The sequence below is a fragment of the Xanthobacter sp. genome (assembly GCF_041911315.1).
Taxonomy (GTDB): domain Bacteria; phylum Pseudomonadota; class Alphaproteobacteria; order Rhizobiales; family Xanthobacteraceae; genus Xanthobacter; species Xanthobacter aminoxidans.
The window spans coordinates 101538-123851 of record NZ_JAYRPE010000059.1 but is presented as its reverse complement, the minus strand read 5'-3'; the positions used below and the strand labels follow the sequence as shown (position 1 = coordinate 123851).

Annotated in this window: 20 protein-coding genes; 14 read left to right on the top strand and 6 right to left on the bottom strand. The window is 68.8% G+C overall.

The annotated features are described in order from the left end of the window. Positions 1 to 3 precede the first annotated feature (3 nt). A complete protein-coding gene (locus ACE3QW_RS17775; protein ID WP_374252892.1) occupies positions 4 to 1191 on the bottom strand; it encodes a pyridoxal phosphate-dependent aminotransferase in 1188 nt (395 codons plus the stop codon). Positions 1192 to 1363: 172 nt separating this feature from the next. On the opposite strand from ACE3QW_RS17775, the gene ACE3QW_RS17770 reads away from it, so the two are divergent. Continuing rightward, a complete protein-coding gene (locus tag ACE3QW_RS17770) occupies positions 1364 to 2476 on the top strand; it encodes an NAD(P)/FAD-dependent oxidoreductase (RefSeq protein WP_374252891.1) in 1113 nt (370 codons plus the stop codon). 37 nt (positions 2477 to 2513) lie between these two features. Next, positions 2514 to 3281 (top strand): aldolase/citrate lyase family protein, encoded by a 768-nt coding sequence (locus ACE3QW_RS17765; protein WP_374252889.1) that lies wholly within the window; start codon positions 2514 to 2516, stop codon positions 3279 to 3281. A gap of 3 nt (positions 3282 to 3284) precedes the next feature. Here ACE3QW_RS17765 and ACE3QW_RS17760 read toward each other — a convergent pair whose 3' ends face one another. The 3 genes from ACE3QW_RS17760 to ACE3QW_RS17750 all read right to left on the bottom strand — a co-directional run bounded on the left by ACE3QW_RS17760 (position 3285) and on the right by ACE3QW_RS17750 (position 6107). Beyond that, positions 3285 to 4832, bottom strand: a complete 1548-nt coding sequence (locus ACE3QW_RS17760) for an AMP-binding protein (protein ID WP_374252908.1) — start codon at positions 4830 to 4832, stop codon at positions 3285 to 3287. A 235-nt stretch (positions 4833 to 5067) separates the two neighbouring features. Beyond that, a complete protein-coding gene (locus ACE3QW_RS17755) occupies positions 5068 to 5280 on the bottom strand; it encodes a hypothetical protein (protein WP_024276694.1) in 213 nt (70 codons plus the stop codon). A 134-nt stretch (positions 5281 to 5414) separates the two neighbouring features. Further along, a complete protein-coding gene (locus tag ACE3QW_RS17750; RefSeq protein ID WP_029556186.1) occupies positions 5415 to 6107 on the bottom strand; it encodes a cold-shock protein in 693 nt (230 codons plus the stop codon). Between the two features lie 479 nt (positions 6108 to 6586). Here ACE3QW_RS17750 and ACE3QW_RS17745 point away from each other — a divergent pair, with 479 nt between their 5' ends. Further along, entirely contained in the window at positions 6587 to 7264 is a 678-nt protein-coding gene (locus tag ACE3QW_RS17745) for a nitroreductase family protein (RefSeq protein ID WP_374252887.1), read from the top strand. A 6-nt stretch (positions 7265 to 7270) separates the two neighbouring features. Here ACE3QW_RS17745 and ACE3QW_RS17740 read toward each other — a convergent pair whose 3' ends face one another. Then, positions 7271 to 7507: a hypothetical protein gene (locus ACE3QW_RS17740; RefSeq protein ID WP_250165396.1), complete on the bottom strand. Its 237-nt coding sequence runs from the start codon at positions 7505 to 7507 to the stop codon at positions 7271 to 7273. A gap of 172 nt (positions 7508 to 7679) precedes the next feature. Here ACE3QW_RS17740 and ACE3QW_RS17735 point away from each other — a divergent pair, with 172 nt between their 5' ends. Beyond that, on the top strand, positions 7680 to 9287 hold the full coding sequence (locus tag ACE3QW_RS17735) for a gamma-glutamyltransferase family protein (protein WP_374252885.1): 1608 nt from the start codon (positions 7680 to 7682) through the stop codon (positions 9285 to 9287). A 71-nt stretch (positions 9288 to 9358) separates the two neighbouring features. After that, a complete protein-coding gene (locus ACE3QW_RS17730) occupies positions 9359 to 10246 on the top strand; it encodes a glutaminyl-peptide cyclotransferase (RefSeq protein ID WP_374252883.1) in 888 nt (295 codons plus the stop codon). Between the two features lie 511 nt (positions 10247 to 10757). Here ACE3QW_RS17730 and ACE3QW_RS17725 read toward each other — a convergent pair. Continuing rightward, positions 10758 to 11345 (bottom strand): CarD family transcriptional regulator, encoded by a 588-nt coding sequence (locus ACE3QW_RS17725; protein WP_024276699.1) that lies wholly within the window; start codon positions 11343 to 11345, stop codon positions 10758 to 10760. A 566-nt stretch (positions 11346 to 11911) separates the two neighbouring features. Between ACE3QW_RS17725 and ahcY the strand changes: the two genes are divergently transcribed. The 9 genes from ahcY to ACE3QW_RS17680 all read left to right on the top strand — a co-directional run bounded on the left by ahcY (position 11912) and on the right by ACE3QW_RS17680 (position 22295). Beyond that, complete coding sequence (gene ahcY / locus ACE3QW_RS17720) at positions 11912 to 13309, top strand: adenosylhomocysteinase (protein WP_029556181.1); 1398 nt, start codon at positions 11912 to 11914, stop codon at positions 13307 to 13309. Between the two features lie 483 nt (positions 13310 to 13792). After that, positions 13793 to 15679: a potassium transporter Kup gene (locus ACE3QW_RS17715; RefSeq protein WP_029556180.1), complete on the top strand. Its 1887-nt coding sequence runs from the start codon at positions 13793 to 13795 to the stop codon at positions 15677 to 15679. A gap of 184 nt (positions 15680 to 15863) precedes the next feature. After that, complete coding sequence (locus ACE3QW_RS17710) at positions 15864 to 16907, top strand: lysylphosphatidylglycerol synthase domain-containing protein (RefSeq protein ID WP_250165392.1); 1044 nt, start codon at positions 15864 to 15866, stop codon at positions 16905 to 16907. A 143-nt stretch (positions 16908 to 17050) separates the two neighbouring features. Continuing rightward, positions 17051 to 17455, top strand: a complete 405-nt coding sequence (locus ACE3QW_RS17705; protein ID WP_374252879.1) for a DUF1398 domain-containing protein — start codon at positions 17051 to 17053, stop codon at positions 17453 to 17455. Between the two features lie 95 nt (positions 17456 to 17550). After that, complete coding sequence (locus ACE3QW_RS17700; RefSeq protein WP_029556177.1) at positions 17551 to 18027, top strand: TerB family tellurite resistance protein; 477 nt, start codon at positions 17551 to 17553, stop codon at positions 18025 to 18027. Positions 18028 to 18038: 11 nt separating this feature from the next. Then, complete coding sequence (locus ACE3QW_RS17695) at positions 18039 to 18788, top strand: glutamine amidotransferase (RefSeq protein WP_374252877.1); 750 nt, start codon at positions 18039 to 18041, stop codon at positions 18786 to 18788. A 165-nt stretch (positions 18789 to 18953) separates the two neighbouring features. Continuing rightward, positions 18954 to 19877, top strand: a complete 924-nt coding sequence (locus ACE3QW_RS17690; protein ID WP_029556175.1) for a sugar phosphate isomerase/epimerase — start codon at positions 18954 to 18956, stop codon at positions 19875 to 19877. A 139-nt stretch (positions 19878 to 20016) separates the two neighbouring features. Continuing rightward, positions 20017 to 21726, top strand: a complete 1710-nt coding sequence (locus ACE3QW_RS17685; RefSeq protein WP_250165388.1) for an FMN-binding glutamate synthase family protein — start codon at positions 20017 to 20019, stop codon at positions 21724 to 21726. A 143-nt stretch (positions 21727 to 21869) separates the two neighbouring features. Next, on the top strand, positions 21870 to 22295 hold the full coding sequence (locus tag ACE3QW_RS17680; protein ID WP_024276707.1) for an Hsp20 family protein: 426 nt from the start codon (positions 21870 to 21872) through the stop codon (positions 22293 to 22295). Positions 22296 to 22314: the final 19 nt, after the last annotated feature.

Below are 22314 nucleotides of genomic sequence, written 5' to 3'. Positions count from 1 at the left end.
GCCTCAGGCCACCTTGCGGTTGGCGGCGAGGAAATCGCCCATGCGGCCGAGCGCGGCGGTGATGTTCTCCCGCGAGGTGGCGTAGGAGAGGCGCAGGTAGCCCTCGCCATGGACGCCGAAATCCGGCCCGCCGATCACCGCCACGCCCGCCTCCTCCAACAGGGCCGAGGCGAGCTTCTTGGCGGCGGTCCAGCCGGTGCCGGTGATGTTGGGGAAGGCGTAGAAGGCGCCCTTGGGCGTCGCGCAGGTGACGCCGGGCAGGGCGTTCAGCCCCTCCACCACCATGCGGCGGCGGGCGTCGAACTCGGCGGTCATGGCGAACACCGCATCCTGTGGACCTTCCAGCGCGGCGATGCCGGCATACTGTGTCGCGGCATTGACGCAGGACCAGCAGTTCACCGCCAGCTTGCGCACCTGGTCGTAGAGGCTCTTCGGCCAGATGGAATAGCCGAGGCGCCAGCCGGTCATGGCGTAGGTCTTGGACCAGCCGTTCAGCAGGATCAGCCGGTCGCGGATCTCCGGATAGGCGAGGAGCGTGCGGTGCTCCTCCCCGTCGAAGAGGAAGCGGTCGTAGATCTCGTCCGACATGAGCGCGACATGGGGATGGGCGGCGAGGCCCTTCACCAATTTGTCGATCTCCGCGGCAGGCGTGACGCCGCCGGTGGGGTTGGCCGGCGAATTGATGATGAGGAGCCGCGTCTTCGGCGTGATGAGGGCGAGGGTCTCCTCGGCGGAGAAGGCGAAGCCGTTCTCCTCGCGGATCGGCACCGGGATGGGCGTCGCGCCGGTGTGCTCGATCATGGAGCGGTAGATGGGAAAGCCGGGATCGGGATAGAGGATTTCCGCGCCGGGCTCGCCGAACAGGCGGATGGCCGCATACATGGTCACCTTGCCGCCGGGCACGATCATCACGAGGTTCGGGTCCACCTCCACGCCATAGCGGCGGTTGAGATCGCCGGCCACCGCCTCGCGCAGGGGCAGGATGCCCACCGAGGGGGTGTAGCCGTGCTGGCCGTCGCGCAGCGCCTTCACCGCCGCCTCGACGATGTGGGCGGGCGTCTGGAAGTCCGGCTGGCCGATGCCGAGATTGAGGATGGAGCGCCCCTCCGCCTGAAGCGCCGTGGCGCGGGCGAGGACAGCGAAGGCATTCTCCTCGCCGATGCGGTCGAAGGCGGGATTGGTGGTGAGCATGGCCGGCAGATCCTCGGGCGCGCGGCGTCTCGCGCGCCGCGTTCAAAAAGGACGCCTTGGATAGCACCGAAGGTGCGGGGTGGGGAGTGGGGGAAAACCTGCTGCAGCGCGCAAAGCGTGGCTGTGGCCAGCATGTTACGAGGGGTCGAGTGCCGAATCGCGAGGAGCCCCCATGCCCGCATCGACCGCCCGCCTGCCGTTCGAGGACACCGAGATCGCCATCGTCGGCGCCGGCATCGTCGGCCTGTCGGTCGCCCACACCCTGACGCGCCTCGGCATCTCCGTGCGCTGCTTCGATGCGGGTGCGGCGGGCGGTGCCCAGTCGGCCGGGGGCTCGCGCATCATGCGCGCGGCCTATAACGATCCCCGCATGCTCTGGCTCGCCCGCAAGGCCAGCACCGGCTGGGCGCGCTGGGAGGAGGAGGCCGGCCGCCCCCTCATCGAGCGCACCGGCTCCTTCCTCATCGTCGAGCAGGCGGAGGCGGAGCTGAAGCGCCTCGCCGGGCTCGACCTCAAGGTCCGCTTCGTCGCTCCCGCCGAGCAGGAAGAGCTGCTGCCGGTGCACCGGCCCTGGGCGAAGCCGGTGATCCTGGAGGAGGAGGCCGGCACCATCCGCGCCCGCGACAGCATCGAATGGCTCGCCGCGACGCTGGGCGATGCGCTGCACGAGCACACGCCGGTGCTGGGCCTCACCCAGCGGTCGGGCCATGTGCTGGTCTCCACCCGCAGCGCCATCTACCGGGCGCGGCGCGTGCTGGTGGCGGCGGGGATGCAGACGCCGGTGCTCTCCGGTGCCATGGGCGTGAAGGTGCCGCAGGTCTACAGCGTCCACCAGCGCCTGCTCTTCCCCATGAACGGCGACCTCGCGGCGCGGCCCATGGTCTCCTTCCGCGACAAGAGCGACCACCGCCACGGCGTGCTCTACACCTACGGCCTGCCGGCGCTGCATGACGGCCTGTTCGCCGTGGGGCTGGAGCCGAGCGACGCCGACCGCAGCGGCGGGGGCCATCCCGACCAGGTGATCGAGCACACGCTGGCGCTGGCGGCGCAGACGCTGCCTGGCCTCGACACGTCGCGCTTCACCATCGAGAGCTGCGTCTCCACCTCGCTGGAGCATCCCGACGACGGCGCGCCGTGGGAATCCGAGCGCCTCAAGGTGGTGCGGCGCGGCGCGGTGGACTTCTTCGCCGGCGGCCACCTCTTCAAGTTCGCCCCGGCGCTGGGCGAGATGCTCGCCGGCATGGTGCTGGGCGAGGAGGTGCCGGCTATGCTGCGGCCGGAGTGAGGCTTCGCCCCAATAAAAATCCCCCCAAGGAAACGCCATGCAACTGCCCGAGAACCCGTTCAAGCGCGCGCTCCATGCCGGCACCCAGCAGATCGGCCTGTGGTGCGCCGTGCCCTCCAATTATGTCTCGGAGATCCTCGCCGGAGCGGGCTTCGACTGGCTGGTGCTGGACACCGAGCATGCGCCCAACGAGCTGCCCAACGTGTTCAACCAGCTCCAGTCCATGGTGGGCTACGCCACCCAGCCGGTGGTGCGGGTGCCGTGGAACGATGCGGTGACGCTGAAGCGCTTCCTCGACATCGGCACCCAGAGCTTCCTCATCCCCATGGTGCAGGACGCCGAGGAGGCGCGCGCGGCGGTGGCGGCGACGCGCTATCCGCCGGATGGCATCCGCGGCTATGCGGTGGCCTCCCGCGCCACCCGCTTCGGCCGCATCGGCGATTACTTCACCCGCTATGCCGACGAGATGTGCGTGCTGGTGCAGGTGGAGACCATGGAAGCGCTGGAGAAGGTGGAGGAGATCGCCGCCGTGCCGGGCGTGGACGGCATCTTCATCGGCCCCGGCGACCTCTCCGCCTCCATGGGCCTGCTGCATCAGCCCACCCACCCGAAGGTGGTGGAGGCCATCGAGGACGGGCTGAGGCGCATCCGGGCCGCCGGCAATCGCGGCGGCGTGCTGGTGGTGGGCGACGAGGCTTTGGCCCGTCGCTACATGGCGGCCGGCTCGGTGTTCACCGCCGTGGGGGTGGATGCCGCTTTGTTCGCCCGCGGCGCCGAGGCGCTGGCGAAGCAGTACAAGGCATAGGCGTTAGTCGCGCAGCATCCGGCGGATGACCTTGCCGGTGGTGGTGAGCGGCAGTTCGTCCACGAACTGGATCTCGCGGGGATATTCGTAGGCGGCGAGGCGCGTGCGCACGAAGTCGCGGATCTCCGCCTCCAGCTCCGGCGTGGGCTCCACGCCGGGCATGGGCACGATGACCGCCTTGACGATCTCCGTGCGCAGCGGGTCCTTCTTGCCCACGGCGGCGGCCATGGCGACGGCGGGGTGCTTCAGCAGCACGTCCTCGATCTCCGCCGGGCCGATGCGGTAGCCGGCCGAGGTGATGACGTCGTCGTCGCGGCCGAGGAAGTGGAAATAGCCCTCCTCGTCCCGCGTCGCGAGATCGCCGGTGAGCAGCCAACCGTCCTTCACCTTGTCGGCGGTGGCCTCGGGGCGGTTCCAGTAGGTGAGGAACATCACCGGGTCGGGCGTGCGCACGGCGATCTGGCCCATCTGGCCGGGCGGCAGGATGCGCCCGTCCTCGCCCAGCACCGCCACATCGTGGCCGGGCACCGCCTTGCCGGTGGCGCCCGCCTTGGCCACGCCCAGCGCGGCCGAGGAGCCGATGACGTAGTTGCATTCGGTCTGGCCGTAGAATTCGTTCACCGGCACGCCAAGGGCCTCGCGGCCCCACTCGAACGTCTCCGCGCCCAAAGCCTCGCCGGCCGAGCCCACCGTGCGCAGCGCGAAGCCGAACTTTTCGCGCGGATTCTGCACCTGCCGCATCATCCTGAGCGCGGTGGGCGGGATGAAGACGTTGCGCACCTCGGCGCGCTTCATCAGCGCGAAGGCGGCTTCGGGATCAAACTTGCCGCGCGGCTGCGCCACCACAGGCACGCCCAGCGCCAGCGCCGGCAGAACGGTGTTCAGGAGCCCGCCGGCCCAGGCCCAGTCGGAGGGCGTCCACATGCGGTCGCCCGCCTGCCCGATGCCCTCATGGGTGAAGGTGACGCCGCTCACATGGGCGAACAGCACCCGGTGACCGTGCAGCGCGCCCTTGGGCTGGCCGGTGGTGCCGGAGGTGTAGATCATCAGCGCCGGATCGTCCGGGCCGGAGGCGATGGGAAGCGGGCGGTCGGAGGCCGCCTCCACTAGAGCGGAGAAGCCGACGGCGCCGTCGCGCGCGCCGTCCACATTGACCACGAGATCAAGCGCCTCGGGCCGCGCGATGAGCTTGGCGAGGCCGGCATCGTCGGTGACGAGGGCGCGGGCGCCGGAATCCAGAAGGCGGTAGGCGATGGCATCCACGCCGAACGCGCCGGCCAGCGGCACCGCGATGGCGCCCATCTTGTAGACGGCGAGATGGGTGACGAGCACTTCCAGCGACTGGGGGAGCAGAATGGCCACCCGGTCGCCGGGCCGGATGCCGGATGCCACGAGCGCATGGGCCAGCCGGTTGGAGAGCCGCGCCAGCGCGCCGTAGGAGACCGGGGAGAAGCCGTCGCCCGAGGGCAGGAAGAGCGCGGGACGGTCCGGATGCTGCGCCGCGATCGCATCGCAGGCGTGCACCGCCATATTGTAGCGCTCCGGCACCATCCAGAGGAAAGCGCGGCGCCGGCGCTCATAGGCGCTGGAACGCTCGTATTCGCTGGAAACTGCGCCTGATCCCGATGCGCCCGTGCTGTGCGCCAGCATCCCGACCCGTGCCTTTCCGCCCCGCCCTTTTGTTGCGGTGCACGCTACAGGCTCGCGCGGCCAAGGTCCACCCGGCCGTTAGCCGGGGCAACTCGCAGCGGATTCGGGGAGGATCACGGACCGGTGGCCGGGCGGCTCAGCGCCGCACGCCTTCTTCCTGCATGAGGGCTTCGGTGGCCGCGATGGCCCCTTCCAGCTCGGAAATCTTGCGCAGCATGCCATCGGAGGGAAGGGTGGAGCCCTTGGCTGCGGTGAGGACCAGCTCGCGCTGGGCCGCCTTGAGGCGATCGAGAAGGCTTGCGAGGTCAGCCTCGGCCTGTTGCGCCATGGTGGTATTGAACTCCGGCATCGCTCCCAGGCTGCGCCTGCGGAACGGAAACTGCAAAAACGGAAACGGCGCCGCGCTTGCGCCCGGCACCGCTGGTTGCATTGCTCTTCACCGCCGCCCGGACGAACCGGCCGGCGGCAAAGGGATCTGCGAGATCAGTCGGCGAGCTCGATGCCGCGGGCTTCGGGACCCTTGGGGCCCTGACCCACCTGCACCACCACGCGCTGGCCCTCGGCGAGGTCGCTGAGGCCGGAACGGGAGATGACGGTGACGTGCACGAACACGTCCTTGCCGCCGCCCTCAACCGCGATGAAGCCGAAGCCCTTCTCGGGGTTGTACCACTTCACGGTGCCCACGCGCTCTTCGGTGGGGCCGGTCGCGGCACGGGGGCCACCACCCGCGCGGGGGGCGCCGCCGAAGCCGCCACCACCGCCGAAACCACCGCCGCCGGCACGGTCGCCGAAGCTGCGGCGGGCCGGAGCGGCTTCCGCGGTCGAGGTGTCGACTTCGAGCACTTCAGTGACCTGACGGCCCTTCTGGCCCTGGCCGACGCGCACCGACAGCTTGGAGCCGGGGGGCACGCTTTCCTGGCCGGCGGCCTCGAGGGCGCGGGCGTGCAGGAACACGTCACCCGAACCGTCGGACAGCTCGACGAAGCCGAAACCCTTCTCAGGGTTGAACCACTTCACCGTGGCGTCGATGGTCGGGCCGGAGGGGGCGGGGGCGCTGAAGCTGCTGCTGGGCGAGGAAAAAGGACGATCCCCTCCGAAGCCGCGGTCACGCGGCGGCGCAAAGTCGTCATCAAAGCCACGGCGGCGCGGCTCTCGGAAGTCTCGGTTACGGCTCATGTGTATTTCCGTTGAGGTCAGTCGCCAATTTTGGCTTAGGGCCATCCACCACTGCCGGACAATGATGCGTTTCTTCGTGCCACACTTTAACTTGCACGCTTCGGGCGTATTAAATTCCGCCTTCGCACAACGCCTGTTCCAGCCACCCGCGTCTCGCCTCGCAGCCTATATGACAGGTCGGAAAACATGCCCACGCACTCGGGCGCACGGCTCCGACCAACATCCAGACTAACACATCTCTCCCGCTTTGGTACATGAATGTTGGGCGATGGCGCGGCGAGATTGTTGCGCAGCATCTCGCGCGGGGGTCCCGGCTGGCCGGACCCGCCCGTTCGGCAGGTGATGGGCGCCCCCGGCGGCGACGCGAAGACTTCTAGTTCGATTGTACCTCGTTCTATTTTGCGGCGGTGCATCTATTCATGGGGACTCAAGTGGGCGCCCCATAGGCCGTTCCCGCGCCTGCCCTTCAGGAGGCCGCCATGGCCGAAGCCGCCGAATCCCGATCCCCCGGCCGTGAGGCCGCATCGCCCCCGCACGGCCATGGCGCGGCGGTGGCCTATGAGGCGCCGCTGGCGGATGTGCCGGTCTCCCCCGGGACGCTGGACCTGCTGGAGACACGCCGCTCCCTGCCGCTGCGGGCGCTGCTCGACCCCGGCCCGACGCCGCAGGAGCTGGACCGCATGCTCGCCATCGCCGCGCGAGTGCCGGACCATGGCCGGCTGGTGCCGTGGCGCTTCATCGTCATCGAGGGGGCGGCGCGCGAAGCGGCCGGGGCGCGGCTCGATGCGCTCTATGCCGCGCAGAATCCGGGCCTCGCGCCGGACAAGGCGCGCATGTGGCGGGACTATCTGATGCGGGCGCCCGTGACCGTGGTGGTGGTCAGCCGGGCGGACCCGGCCGCCAAGATCCCCGAGCTGAACCAGATTCTCTCCGCCGGGGCGGCGGCGATGAATCTCGTGGTGGCGGCGACGGCGCTGGGCTTTTCCGCGCTGTGGCTGCTGAAGTGGCCGGGGCGTGACCCTGCGGCGGCGGCGCTGCTGGGGGTCGGGGCGGGGGAGAAGGTGGCCGGCTTCATCCATATCGGCCGGCCGGCGACGCGCCCGGACGACCGCCCGCGCCCGGCGCTTGCGGACGTGGTGACGCGCTGGCAGCCGTGAGGCGGCTCAGTTCAGCGACATCTCCACCGCATGGGCGCGGCGGAAGTACTTCACTGAGATATAGAGGGCGGCGAGGCTGAACAGCGCCATCAGGGCGTATTCGCCGATGTCGCCGAGGTGCATCAGGCCGGCCAGGGCCCAGCCGGCGGCGATGGCGGTGGCAATGGCCTGGGTGGCAACCAGCGTCGTGGCGCTCACCACGGTGAACAGGCTGCCGCCCCCCGTCTTGCCCAAACCCGCCATTCCAGTCTCCCGATACCGTCCGGCGCGATCACGCCAAACCGCGCGGCGGGCGTCGGACACTGGAGTCTTTCGCCGGCCGCTGCTCTATAAGGGGCGGAAACTGCGCTGGGCGCGGCGCCGGGTCAAGTCCGGCGCTCCTGTCCTCCCTCCCGTCCTGCCCCCGAGGAGCCTCATGCTGGCCGCTGAAGAGTATGAAAGCACCCACGCCGCCCGCGGCATCGTTGCCGCGCCCCATCACCTGGCCGCCGCGGCGGGGCAGGAGGTGCTGGCCGAGGGCGGCAACGCCGTCGAGGCCATGATCGCGGCGGCGGCGGCCATCGCCGTGGTCTATCCGCACATGAACCATGTGGGCGGCGACGGCTTCTGGCTCATCCGCGAGCCGTCCGGGCGGGTGCGCTATATCGAGGCGTGCGGCTTCGCCGGCAGCCTCGCCACCATCGCCCGCTACCACGACCTCGGCTTCGAGACGATCCCCACCCGCGGCCCGAACGCCGCCGTCACCGTGCCTGGCGCGGTGGGCGGCTGGGCGCTGGCGCTGGATGCGGCGCGCGGCCATGGCGGGCGGATGACCCTGCGCCGGCTGCTGGAGCCGGCCATCCGCTTCGCCCGCGAGGGCGTGCCGGTGACGCGCTCCCAGACGCGGCTCACCCGCGAGAAGCGGGCGGAACTGGAGAAAGCGCCCGGCTTCGCCGAGGTGTTCCTGCCCGGCGGCGAAGTGCCGGAGGAGGGCACGCTGCAGCGCCAGCCGCGCCTCGCCGATACGCTGGACCACCTCGCCGCCGCCGGCCTCGCCGATTTCTATCGTGGCGACGTGGGCCGCGAGATGGCGTCGGACCTGGAGCGCATCGGCAGCCCCGTCACCCGCGCCGATCTCGAGCGCTACAGCGCCCGCGAGCGCCCGCCGCTGGAGATGAAGATCGGCCGCGCCCGCCTGTTCAACGCCCCGCCGCCGACCCAGGGTCTCGCCTCCCTCCTCATTCTCGGCCTGTTCGACCAGCTCAAGGTGGCGCGGGCGGAGACGTTCGAGCACATCCATGGGCTGGTGGAAGCCACCAAGCGCGCGTTTCTGGTGCGCCAGCAGGTGGTGTGCGATCCTGAGCACCTGCCGCACGATCCCGCCGCCTTCCTCGATCCCAAGGCGCTGGCGCAGCGGGCGGCGAAGATCGACATGGGGCGGGCGCTGGCCTGGCCGCACGAGGCGAAGCCCGGCGATACCATCTGGATGGGCACGGCCGACGCCTCGGGGCTGGCGGTGTCCTACATTCAGTCCATCTATTTCGAGTTCGGCTCCGGCTGCGTGCTGCCCTCCACCGGCGTGCTGATGCAGAACCGCGGTTGCAGCTTCGTGCTCGATCCGAAGGCTCTCAACCCGCTGCTGCCGGGCCGTCGGCCCTTCCACACCCTCAATCCCGCCCTCGCCGAACTCGCCGACGGGCGCATCCTCGCCTACGGCACCATGGGCGGCGAGGGGCAGCCGCAGACGCAGGCGGCGGTGTTCACCCGCCACGCGCTGTTCGGCGTGCCGCTGGGCGAGGCCATCGCCCGGCCGCGCTGGCTGCTGGGCCGCACCTGGGGCGACCAGGAGACCAATCTGAAGCTCGAATCCCGCTTCGACGGCAATCTCGTCGATCGCCTGCTGTCGGTGGGGCACGAGCTGGTGGTGCTGCCGGAAGCCTACTCCGACACCATGGGCCATGCCGGCGGCGTAGTGATCCACCCCAGCGGACAGCTCGAAGGCGCCCACGATCCGCGCGCGGATGGCGGGGCGGCGGGCGTCTGACGGCTTGAGCTTGACGCCCGGCGCGGCGCGCGCCGACCATGCCGCCAACACCAACACGGGGGGCGGCGCCAATGACCGGGCAGGGCAGGATCGGGCAGGGCGTGATCGGACGGCGGTCCGTCGTGAAGGGCATGGCCGGGCTTGGCCTGGCGGCGCTGGCCGCCGGCCGTGCCCGTGCGGCGGGCGAGCAGTCATCCACCGGCGAGCCGCCCACCCACGGCCCCATCCAGCTCACCTCCGAGCGGGTGCTGGGGCAGAGCGCCATCCCCGTCTACCGCTACCGCGTGGTGAAGGTGCATCCGCATGACACCTCCTCCTATACGGAGGGTTTCGTGCTGGAGGGCGGCACCATCTATGAGGGCACCGGCCTCTACGGCCGCTCGCGGCTGATCGCGTGGGACCTCAAGAGCGGGCAGGTGCTGCGCGAGCGGGCGCTGGACCCCAACGTCTTCGGCGAAGGCGTGACGGTGATGGGCGAGCGCATCTACCAGCTCACCTATCTCGACAATCACGCCTACGTCTACGACCGCAAGACGTTCGAGCGGATCGGCGCCTTCCGCTACACCGAGCAGGGGTGGGGGATGACCCATGACGGCACCCACCTCATCACCAGCAACGGCTCGTCCTCCATCGTCTTCCGCGATCCCGCCACCTTCGAGCGGGTGCGCACCCTCTTCGTCTCCGACGCGGTGGCGCCGCTGGGCTTCCTCAATGAGCTGGAATATGCGGACGGCAAGCTCTACGCCAATGTCTGGCAGAGCCATTTCATCGCCATCATCGATCCGGCGGACGGGAAGATGCTCGGCTGGATCGACCTGTCGGGCCTTAATCCCGATCCGGCGAAGCTGGTCTATCCCTATGTGCTGAACGGCATCGCCTTCGATCCCGCCACCGGCCACCTGCTCGTCACCGGCAAGTGCTGGCCGCATGTGTGGGAAATCGCGCTGGAACCGCGCTGAGCTGGCCCCGACATGAATCCGGCTGCCGTCCGGGGAAGACGACAGCCGGGGAGCTTCGGCCGCGCCGGCGGGAGACCCCGCCGCGCCGCACGGGTCACAGCCCGACGCAGATCGCGCCGCTGCTGGGTCTTGGCGTCACGTTGACCTCCTTGCTCGGTGCCGCGCGCGCAGCCCGGCCTCCGCGCCCGCAGGTGCAGACGCGCCGGACCCCGGCGGGGCTTTCTTGATCTTGTTTGGGATGTTGCCGATCGCGGACGTGAGGGAGCATGAAACGTCTCCATGCCGGCGCCCCCGCCTGCTCAGCGCTGCCATCATAGCGTGCCGGAAGGCCGCGTACACCCCGGCGGGGCTGCCGCGCGAAAACTTGATCCGGCCGCCGCGGCGCTCCCGCCCCGGCAAAAAAGAACCCGGCCGAAGCCGGGTGTGTCGTTTCAAAAAAGAACCCGGCTTGACGCCGGGTTCCTGTCGCTCGCCGTGTAAAACTGGACCCAGAACGCCAGATGCTGGACGCTCAGGCGGCCTCTTCGGCTTCCATGTCCTGGTCGATGTCGGCTTCCTCGGCCACCTTGGCGGCGCCGCGGCGCGGACCCTTGAGGAGGTTCTGCTCGATGAGCTTCACCGCCTCGGTCTCGGTGATGTTCTGCACGGCCGACAGCTCGCGGGCCATGCGGTCAAGGGCGGCCTCGTAGAGCTGGCGCTCGGAATAGGACTGCTCGGGCTGGGCCTCGGAGCGGTAGAGGTCGCGCACCACCTCGGAGATGGCGACGAGGTCGCCGGAATTGATCTTCGCTTCGTATTCCTGCGCGCGGCGGCTCCACATGGTGCGCTTGACGCGGGCGCGGCCCTGCAGGGTCTCGAGCGACTTCTCGACGATGTTGGTCTCGGAAAGCTTGCGCATGCCGACGCTGGCGATCTTGGCGAGGGGCACCCGCAGCGTCATCTTGTCCTTTTCAAACGAGATCACGAAGAGTTCGAGCTTGAAACCGGCGACTTCCTGTTCCTCGATGGCCATGATACGGCCAACACCATGGGACGGGTAAACAATGTGCTCGCCCGTCTTGAAGCCGAGACGGGCCTGCGCGTTCTTCTTTGCCGACATGCTCTTGACACTCCTGATCCGGCCCTGGAAAACCGGGGCCGAACCTGTTGGTGCGCCGGCCGGCCGGTCCGGTCCCGGCAACGGCGCGCACCTTCAGCTGCGGATATGGGTCGCGGCCGGAACGCCCGCCACCCCGCTCTGCCAGACGATACACAGACAGCCTTTGCGCCGCGCCGCAGGAAGACGGCCGGCACCTATTCTCGCCCCTTTGTTCCCGAGAATGCGCCCTGGAATATGCGCGAACACATTGCGGACGCGATGTGGCTGGATGTGGAAGCAATCGACTGTAAAGTCACGTATATCACATTTTTTGTCGGAATCAAAGCGCGTGTGTCGCCAACCTTACCTTGGCCGGCGGCAGACGGCGACTTGGGGCACGACTGGAGGTCTGCTGGGCGCCGACTTGCGAGGCGTTGCGCGGCGCCGCTTTGCGCAGCGTCGTGACAGGGTCATATAAGCATTTCTTTATATCCTTATTGCCCGTCCGGACCCGCCATGCTAAAGGGCGCGCCATGACCGGCGGCCCGGACCGTGCCGCCCCGAGCCGATCTCAAGCGGAGCGATCCATGAGCAACGATTACGTGGTGAAGGACATCAACCTCGCGGACTGGGGCCGCAAGGAACTGGACATCGCCGAGATCGAGATGCCCGGCCTCATGGCCACCCGCGCCGAATACGGTCCCTCGCAGCCGCTCAAGGGCGCCCGGATCGCCGGCTCGCTGCACATGACCATCCAGACCGGCGTGCTCATCGAGACGCTGAAGGCGCTCGGCGCCGACGTGCGCTGGGCCTCGTGCAACATCTACTCCACCCAGGACCATGCCGCGGCCGCCATCGCGGCCGCCGGCACCCCCGTCTTCGCCATCAAGGGCGAGTCGCTGGAGGAGTACTGGGAGTACACCCACCGCATCTTCGAGTGGGCGGACGGCGGCACCCCCAACATGATCCTCGACGACGGCGGCGACGCGACGCTGCTCGTCCACCTCGGCAAGCGCGCGGAAGAGGGCGACACCGCCTTCCTCGACGGCGCCACCAACGAGGAGGAGGAAGTCCTCTTCGCCGCCATCAAGCGCCGCCTGAAGCACAAGCACGGCTGGTACTCGCAGCTCGCCAAGAACATCCAGGGCGTGACGGAAGAGACCACCACGGGCGTGCATCGCCTCTACGAGATGCAGAAGAAGGGCACGCTGCTGTGGCCCGCCATCAACGTGAACGACAGCGTCACCAAGTCGAAGTTCGACAACCTGTACGGCTGCCGTGAATCGCTGGTGGACGGCATCCGCCGCGGCACCGACGTGATGATGGCCGGCAAGGTGGCCATGGTCGCGGGCTTCGGCGACGTGGGCAAGGGCTCGGCCGCCTCGCTGCGCAATGCCGGCTGCCGCGTGATGGTCTCCGAGGTCGATCCCATCTGCGCCCTGCAGGCGGCGATGGAAGGCTATGAGGTCACCACCATGGAGGATGCCGCCACGCGCGCCGACATCTTCGTGACCGCCACCGGCAATCTGGACGTGATCACCGTGGACCACATGCGGGCCATGAAGGACCGCGCCATCGTCTGCAACATCGGCCACTTCGACAGCGAGATCCAGGTGGCCGGCCTCAAGAACCTGAAGTGGCACAACGTGAAGCCGCAGGTGGACGAGGTCGAGTTCGCCGACGGCAAGCGCATCATCCTCCTGTCCGAGGGGCGCCTCGTGAACCTCGGCAACGCCACCGGCCATCCGAGCTTCGTGATGTCGGCGTCGTTCACCAACCAGACGCTGGCGCAGATCGAGCTGTTCACCAAGCCCGGTCAGTACGACAAGAAGGTCTACACCCTGCCGAAGTCGCTGGACGAGAAGGTGGCGGCGCTGCACCTCGACAAGATCGGCGTGAAGCTCACCAAGCTCACCGATCAGCAGTCGGCCTATATCGGCGTGGCGCAGAAGGGCCCGTTCAAGCCCGAGCACTACCGCTACTGATTGCGCGATGGAGCGCGGCGCGCCGCGTCTGTCCTGATGTTCGCGAACGCCGGCCCTCGGGCCGGCGTTCTGCGTTTGGGGGCCTCGCGCGGGGTCCGTGTGGCACCGCATTGTGTTCACCTGCGAACGGGGATAGGTGTTGGGAACCCGCAACGCGCGGGAAGCCGGTTCCGCGATCGCCATGCGGCGGGGTGTCGGAACGGATCGATCCGGGGCATACCGCGCTCCGGGGCGAAGGCTTCCGGCGCCGAGCGGGGGCGGGTTCGGGCCTCGGGACGACCGGGGCGGAGACCTGCAGCGGGGCATGTGCGGGGGCTGGTTGCGGGGGCTTGGCCTTGGACGGTTACGTGCGACGCTCGCGAGGCGCCTTCCTGCGCGATGCATCCGGTTGCGATGCGCATTCTCCCGCCGGCCGGAGCGCCGGTCGCGGTTCGTCACGCTCACCCCTGACGTTCGCGCCCGGCTGAGAGGCAGCCGCCCTTCATGTCCACGAGCTTTTCCCGCGACCGTTCGCGCACCCTGCCGTTCGCTGCGGAGATCGGCGCCCTCGGCGTCGTCTTCGGCGACATCGGCACCAGCCCCCTCTACGCCCTCAAGCAGGGCGTGCTGGCGGTGGGCGGCACCAATTTCATCGGCGCCGACGTGCTCGGCCTGCTCTCCCTCATCACCTGGAGCATCATCCTCTCCGTCACGGTGAAGTACGTCTTCCTCGTGCTCAGGGCGGACAATGACGGCGAAGGCGGCATCCTCGCCCTTGTGACGCTGCTCGATCTCCATCGCAGCGCCATCGGCCTCAGATGGTATTTGCTTGCAGCCGGCCTCCTCGGCGCTGCCATGCTCATCGGCGACGGCGTGCTCACGCCGGCCATGTCGGTGCTCTCCGCCATCGAGGGCCTGCAGGTCATCGCGCCGGAGCTGGAGCATTGGGTGGTGGCGCTCACCTGCCTCGTGCTGGCGGCCATCTTCTTCTCCCAGCGCCTCGGCACCGAGCGCATCGCCTCATTCTTCGGCCCGGTGATGCTGCTGTGGTTCGGCTCGCTGGCGGCGCTCGGCATCTACGGCATCCTCCAGGCGCCGCAGGTGATCGCGGGCCTTGATCCGCGCCACGGCATCATGCTGATGGTCCAGCACCCCGGCCTTGCCGGCGTCATCCTCGGCGCCTGCTTCCTGGCGGTGACGGGCGGCGAGGCGCTTTATGCGGACCTCGGGCATTTCGGCCGGCCGGTGATCGCGCGGGCCTGGCTGTTCGTGGCCATGCCGGCGCTGCTGCTCAACTATTTCGGGCAGGGCGCGATCCTGCTGGTGGACCCGAGCGCGGTCCGCAATCCCTTCTACGACCTCTGCCCCGACATGTTCGACATTCCGCTGCTGTTCCTCGCGACGGCGGCGACCGTGATCGCCTCGCAATCCATCATCACCGGCGTGTTCTCGCTGGCGAAGCAGGCCATCGAGCTGGGCTATCTGCCGCCCATGCGCATCCGCTACACCTCGGAGCATAACGAGCAGCACATCTATGTGGGCCGGCTGAACTGGCTGCTGATGATCGCCTGCATCGCCGTGGTGCTGGGCTTCGAGGCGTCCGACCGGCTGGCGTCGGCCTACGGCATCGCGGTGGCGTTCGCCATGGTGACGACCTCCATCCTGTTCATCGCCCAGGTGAAGCGGGCGTGGGGCTGGCCCTCCTTCGCGGTGTGGGCCATGGCGGCGGGCCTGCTGACGGTGGATTTCGCCTTCGCCTCCGCCAACATGACCAAGATCCATGACGGCGGCTGGCTGCCGCTCTCTATCGCGGCGGTCATCATCTTCGTGATGGTCAGCTGGCGCCGCGGTCTCGAGGCGGTGGTGGCCCAGCAGGTGCGCTTTACCGAGCCGCTGGACAATTTCGTCGCCCGCAAGGACCGGGTGAACGATGTGGAGGCGCCGCGCACTGCCATCTTTCTGTCTCGTGCAGGTGCGATGACGCCCGTGGCGCTTTCCCGGATGGCAGACCTGCTGAAGGTCCGGTTCGAGAAGGCGGTTATCGTCTCGGTCTGGATCGCCGCCCGCCCCAGGGTGTCGGTGGAAGACCGGGTCAAGGTGACCACCCTCAATGAGGGGTTCGTGCGGGTCGATCTGCGCTTCGGCTACATGCAGCAGATCGACGTGCCGTCTGTGCTGGGTCCGGCGCTGAGCGCGCGGGGCATCGATCCGGACGCGGCGATCTACGTGATCGGCCACGAGCGGATCATCCCGCCTGACGAGGTCATCAAGCTGAGGGACGTGGTCGCCCACGTCTTCGCGTTCCTCGCGCGCAATGCCGAGCGTTCGGTGGACCGGTTCGGCCTGCCGCGTGCCCGGACGGTGGAGATCGGCTATCCGGTGAAGCTCTGAGCATCCGCTCCGGCACCGGCGGCCAGTCCGATCCCAGCCTTAGGCAGGGCTTACAGTGTATCACGAACCGCAAGACGGCCTGGCTTCGAACGATGCTCCGCAAAAAAAGGCTCCCCATAGGGCAGGGGAGCAAACTACAACAGGGGCGTCCGAGGTCGTCGCGGGCGGGGGGAACGGTGACGATATGGGTACGCGCACTCTGGCGGTGAGAGTATCGACGTTCTTCAAGGAGCGGGTGGGTCTGCACGGCCTCGGCTTCATCCTGAGCCTGATCGTGATCGCCTTCGCGGCGACCGTGCTCTACCGGATGCTGCACAACCTCAAGTGGTCGGATGTGCTCGACGCCCTGCGCGAGAAGAACCCGCGCGACGTCGCCATCGCCTTCTTCCTGGTGGCCGGTGCCTATCTGACGCTCACCTTCTACGACTGGTTCGCCCTGCGCACCATCGGCAAGGACCACGTGCCCTATCGCATCGCGGCGCTGTGCGGCTTCTGCTCCTATTCGGTGGGGCACAATGTGGGCTTCACCGTCTTCACCGGCGGCTCGGTGCGCTACCGCATCTATTCGGCCTGGGGGCTCGGCGCCATCGATGTGGCGAAGATCTGCTTCGTGGCCGGCCTCACCTTCTGGCTCGGCAACATCGCCGTGCTCGGCCTCGGCATCACGCTGCACCCCGAGGCGGCCACCGCCGTGGACCAGCTGCCGCCCTTCATCAACCGGCTCATCGGCGTCGCGGCCCTGAGCGCGCTGGTGGCCTACATCACCTGGGTGTCGCTGGCGCCGCGCACCATCGGCCGCTCCACCTGGTTCGTCACGCTGCCGCGCGGCCGCACCACGCTGCTGCAGGTGGGCATCGGCATCCTCGACCTCAGCCTGTGCGCCGCCGCCATGTACATGCTGATGCCGGCGTCGCCCTATATCGACCCCATCAGCCTGTCGGTCATCTTCGTCACCGCCACCCTGCTGGGCTTCGCCAGCCACGCGCCGGGCGGGCTCGGGGTGTTCGATGCGGCGCTCCTCGTCGCCCTGCCGCAGTTCGACAAGGCCGAGCTTCTGGGCGCGCTGCTGGTGTTCCGGCTGTTCTACTACATCGTGCCCTTCGCCTTCGCCCTGACCCTGCTCGGCGCCCGCGAACTGAGCCTGCGCATCGCCGGCAAGGAGCAGGCGGCGGCCGAGAAGGCCGAGGCCAAGGCCCGCGCGGCGGCGTCCAAAACGCCGGCGGAATAAGACCCCGGCGGAATAGGCTTCAGCGGACCACGGCTCCGGCGCGACGGCGGCGGAGCGGGAAACGCCGGAGCGCCTGTTGCGGCAGGCCGCCGGGCACGGCAGCATGACGGCTGTTCCCGCCGAGTGAGCCCTGGGGCGAAGCCATGACCGACGACCAGAAGGCCGTTGCCCGCGCCTGCCTTGCCGCCGCCGAGGGCGACACCATGATCTTTCCGGAGATCGTGGGCGCGCTCATCGCCGCCGGCTTCGAGAGCTACGTGGTGGATCTGCGCCGCGCCACCGCGACCTATTATCGGCCCGACGGCGACAGCCTGGAGCTGCCCGCCCACCGTGTCGCGACGGCCATCGCGCCCGCCTTCGACACCGCTCGCCTTAAGGCCGCGATCCGCGAGGCGCAGCAGCAGGTGCCGGGCTACACCTATCGCGGCTTCTGCGAGACGGCGGCGGCGGCCGGCTGCGCCGGCTACATCGTCTCCTTCCCCGGCCGCCGTGCCCTCTATTTCGGCCGGACCGCGGAGACACACGTGGAGCTGTTTCCGGGCTCTTGAGGGGCGGCCTCCGGGTCGGGTCCTTCTTCCTCCCTTGCACCGCCGCAGCCGTCATGGCACAGGCGAAAGGAGCCCGAGCCCCAGGACCCAGAGGCATGTTCCGCACCCTCTCCGACTTCATCTCCGACATCACCGGAGGCCACCGCGAGGCCGCCGCCTTCGACGAGACCGACTATCGCCTCGCCGCCGCGGCGCTGCTGGTGCATGTCATGTCCATCGACGGGGCGGTGACGCCGGAAGAGCGGGCGGTGCTCAAGACCATCCTCGCCGGCCGCTTCGCCCTCGACGAGGTCGAGACCGAGCAGCTGGTGGAGCTGGCCATCGCCAAGGACGCCGAGGCGGTGGACCTCTACGCCTTCACCAGCGTGCTCAACCGGGCGCTGGACGAGGAAGGCCGCCTGCGCATCGTCGAGATGATGTTCGAGGTGGCCTATGCGGACGGCGGCCTCTCCGAGTTCGAGGACAATCTCGTCTGGCGCGCCGCCGAGCTTCTGAACGTCGGCTCCCGCGACCGCATCCGCATCCGCCGCGAGGTGCGCGAGGAGACCGAAGGCGGCGACACGCCGGCCTGAGGGGGCGCGTCGTGGCCGCACCGGAAGACGACCCGCGCACCCTGCTGGTGGTGCTCCATCAGGAGCGCTCCACGCCCGGCCGCGTGGGCGAGCGCCTGAAGGCGCGCGGGTTCGCGCTGGACGTGCGCCGTCCGGCGCTGGGCGATCCCCTGCCGGACACGTTCGCGAACCACGCCGGCCTCCTCGTGTTCGGCGGCCCCATGAGCGCCAATGACGACAGCGACTTCATCCGCGCCGAGACCCGGCTGATGGAGCGGGCGCTGGCCGCGGACCTCCCCACCCTCGGCATCTGCCTCGGCGCGCAGATCCTCGCCCGGGCGCTGGGCGGACAGGTGGCGCCCCACGCCGAGGGCATCTGCGAGATGGGCTATTACCCGCTCCGTGCCACCGCGGCCGGCGCCGCGCTGATGCCGTGGCCGGGCCATGTCTATCACTGGCACACCGAGGGCTTCGACGTGCCCGCCGGTGCCGAGCTGCTCGCCACCGGCACCGTCTTCCCCAACCAGGCCTTCCGGGCGGGGGCCGCCTGGGGCGTCCAGTTCCATCCCGAGGTGACGCGGGAGATGATGGTGACCTGGATCGAGCGCGGCGCCCACCGCTTCAGCCGGAAGGGCGCCCAGCCAGGGGAGGCCCATCTCGCCGGATGGGCCCTGCACGACGGCGCGGTGGTGAGCTGGCTCGATGCCTTCCTCGCCACCATCTTCGCCACGGAGGAAGAGGACGGACGCGCGATCGCGCTTGACGAGAATGGTGGTATCTGAGGGGGTGTTCGGGACTGACAGTGCCTGATGGCACCGATACCCCACCTGAATCGATGCTGAACCCCGCCGATTCTTCTGTACAGTTCGATCAGCCGGCCGGCTGTCACAGGCGTCTCATTTCTCTTCGCTAGCCTGAGGCGAAAAATCCCCGAGGGAGCATCGCCCATGGACGCGCGCACGCCTTTTCCCGCCATCCGGGGCATCGGATATTCCATCCGAACCACGTCGCCGGACTTCGACGACCTGCCCGCCGCCCTCGATGAGGCCGAGCGCTTGGGCGTTGATTTCGTTGAGCTTCCCGTCTTCGCCTGGACGCTGGTGGTGGACGGCCGGGTGCTGCAGGACCGCCTCGATCGGCTCGTCGCCGCCACCCGCGACCGCCCCTTCGGCTATACCGTGCACGGGCCGCTCGCCATCAATCTCATGTCCCCGAAGGAGCGCCTCCCCCGTCACGAGGCCTTCCTGGACGCCATGATCGCCATAGCCGGCTCACTTTCCGCCCCCCACCTCGTCCTCCACTCCGGCTGCGTCCGGGGGGACGATGATGTGGCGATGGCCTATGAGCGGCAGCGCAACGCCTTGCTCAAGGCCGGCGACAAGGCCGGCGTGGCAGGTGTAACCCTTTGCGTGGAAAACATCTTCCGCTACGAGACCATGCGCGAGACGGCGCTGCCCTCGCGCCTCGCCGGAGAGCTGGACGCCATCGATCATCCCCACGTCCGCGCCACCCTGGACGTGAGCCACGCCCTCCTGCGGTCCACCGACGCCCGGGTGGATTTCGCCGCCGAAATCGCCGCTCTGGCCCCCTATGCCCGCCATGTCCATGTCCACGAAAGCTTTGGCAGGCCTCAGGAAAGCTGGGCCATCGACGATGCCGAGCGGGCCGGCCTCGGCGAGGGCGACCTGCACCTGCCGCTGGGCTGGGGCGGCATCGACTGGGACCTCGTCGCCCGCCGCTGCGCCTTCCCGGCCGGCACCATCGTCAATCTGGAGCTGAACCGCCGCTACTGGCGCGAGTTGCCTGACCAGATCGTGCGCCTGCGCGCCCTCGCCGACAGCTTCGCCAGCCACGCCGACGCCCCGGCCTGAGACGCGTGCAGTGCGGCGGGCGGTGGATCGCCAATGCCGCACCGCACATTCATGCCTTTGATTCGACGCGTCTTTTTTATCGCGCCGGTGCTCCCCTCCGGCGCCAAATCGACTAGCTTGGCGGCGAAGGAGACTGCCCATGCCCGTCGCCACCAAGCCCGAATACAAGTCCGCCCCCCAGCCCGAAGGCGGTGCGGATGGCCTGTTCATGTCCTCCAGCGCCCGCGGGTTGCTGCGGCGGTGGAGCGTGTTCATCGCCGTGACGGTGATCGCGCTCGTCAGCCTCCTGCTCTCCTTCACTTCCCACCAGGCGTGGCTCATCGTCTTCTGCGTGCTCTTTCCCCTTGTTCTGGTTGGGATTTTCGACGTCACACAGTCCGAGCACTCGCTCCTGCGCAACTACCCGGTGATCGGCTCGGTGCGCTGGATCTTCGAGGCGATGCGCCCCTATCTCCGGCAGTATCTGATGGAGGACGACCAGTCCGAGCGACCCTACAACCGTGAAGACCGGTCCATCATCTACGCCCGGGCCAAGAACGAGGAAGACCGCCAGCCCTTCGGCACCGAGCTCGACACCTATGCGGCCGAGTATGAGTGGATGACCCACTCCCTCGCCCCCGCGCCGGTGGCGCACGAGCCGTTCCGGGTGACGGTGGGCGGCAGCGCCTGCGCAAAGCCTTATTCCGCTTCAGTTCTCAATGTCTCCGCCATGAGCTTCGGCTCGCTGGGACGCAACGCCATCGAGGCGCTGAACCTCGGGGCGAAGACCGCCGGCTGCTATCACGACACGGGCGAGGGCGGACTGTCGCCCTATCACCGCATCCACGGCGGCGACATCGTGTGGGAGCTGGGCTCCGGCTATTTCGGCGCCCGCAACCGCGATGGCACCTTCTCGCCCGAGCGCTTCGCCGAGCGCGCGACCGACCCCCAGGTGAAGATGGTGGAGATCAAGCTCTCCCAAGGCGCCAAGCCGGGTCACGGCGGCGTGCTGCCGGCCGCCAAGGTGACGCCGGAGATCGCCGAGATCCGGGGAATCCCGCTGGGCGAGGACTGCATCTCGCCGTCGCGTCATTCCGCCTTTTCGACGCCGGCGCAGATGATGGAATTCGTCGCGCAATTGCGGGAGCTGTCCGGCGGCAAGCCGGTGGGCATCAAGCTCTGCGTCGGCCATCCCAGCGAGGTGTTCGCCCTCGCCAAGGCCATGGTGAAGACGGGCATCCAGCCCGATTTCGTCGTGGTGGACGGGGCGGAGGGCGGCACCGGCGCCGCGCCGCACGAGCTCGCGGACCATCTGGGCATGCCGCTGCGCGAAGGGCTCATTCTGATGCGCAACGCACTGGTGGGCACCGGGCTCCGGCAGAATGTGCGCCTCGCCGCCTCAGGCAAGGTCACATCCGGCTTCTCCATGGCGGCGAACATGGCCATCGGTGCCGACTGGTGCAACGCGGCCCGCGCCTTCATGTTCTCGCTCGGCTGCGTCATGTCCATGCGCTGCCATACCGGCACCTGCCCGACGGGCGTCACCACCAACGATCCTCACCTGCAACGCGGCCTCGTCGTGGACGAGAAGGCGGAGCGGGTGGCGAGCTTCCACCGGCATACGGTGCACGCGCTGGCGGAACTGATCGCGGCGGCGGGGCTGGAGCATCCCGGCGACCTCTTGCCCCATCACGTCTGGCACCGGGTCAGCCCCATCGAGGTCAAGGCGCTCGACCGCATCTACACCTTCCTTGAGGCGGGTTCCCTTCTGGATGCGCCGGACGAGACACCCTATGCCGCCGAGTGGCATGCGGCCGACGCCGACAGCTTCGCCCCGCGCCAGACCGTGGGTCCGCGCCGCGCCGCCTGAGTCCGCCCGCGGCATCGAGCCTTGCGGGGGGATGGGGTGCCCCCCATATGCACCCTTGTCGGGATGCCGAGAGGGTCCCGGCGGGCATGGCCGGATAGGTGCATGCCCGGCAATGCAAAGTCGCTTGACGAGGACTTTGGCTGATGTCGCGGATGTCTTCCCTGTCGTCCCCCTTTCTTCTGGGGTTCGACGAGGTCGAGCGGGCGCTCGACCGGGTGGCCAAGAGCGCGGACGGGTATCCTCCCTACAATGTGGAGAGGATCGAAGCCGCCGGTGAGCCGCTGCGCCTCAGGATCACCCTGGCGGTGGCGGGCTTCACGGCGGAGCAGCTTGAGGTCGTGCTGGAGGAGAAGGAGCTGACCATTCGGGGCCGTCAGGTCGAGGATGGACAGGGCCGGACTTTCCTGCACCGGGGGATCGCCGCCCGGCAGTTCCAGCGCACCTTCGTGCTCGCTGAAGGCATGAATGTGCTGGGTGCCGAATTGAAGCACGGCCTCCTGTCCGTGGATCTGGTTCGCCCCGAGCCGGCCCGCCACGCCAAGCGAATCGACATCGTCTCCCGCTCCTGAAGGGGAGAGGTGCCGGATT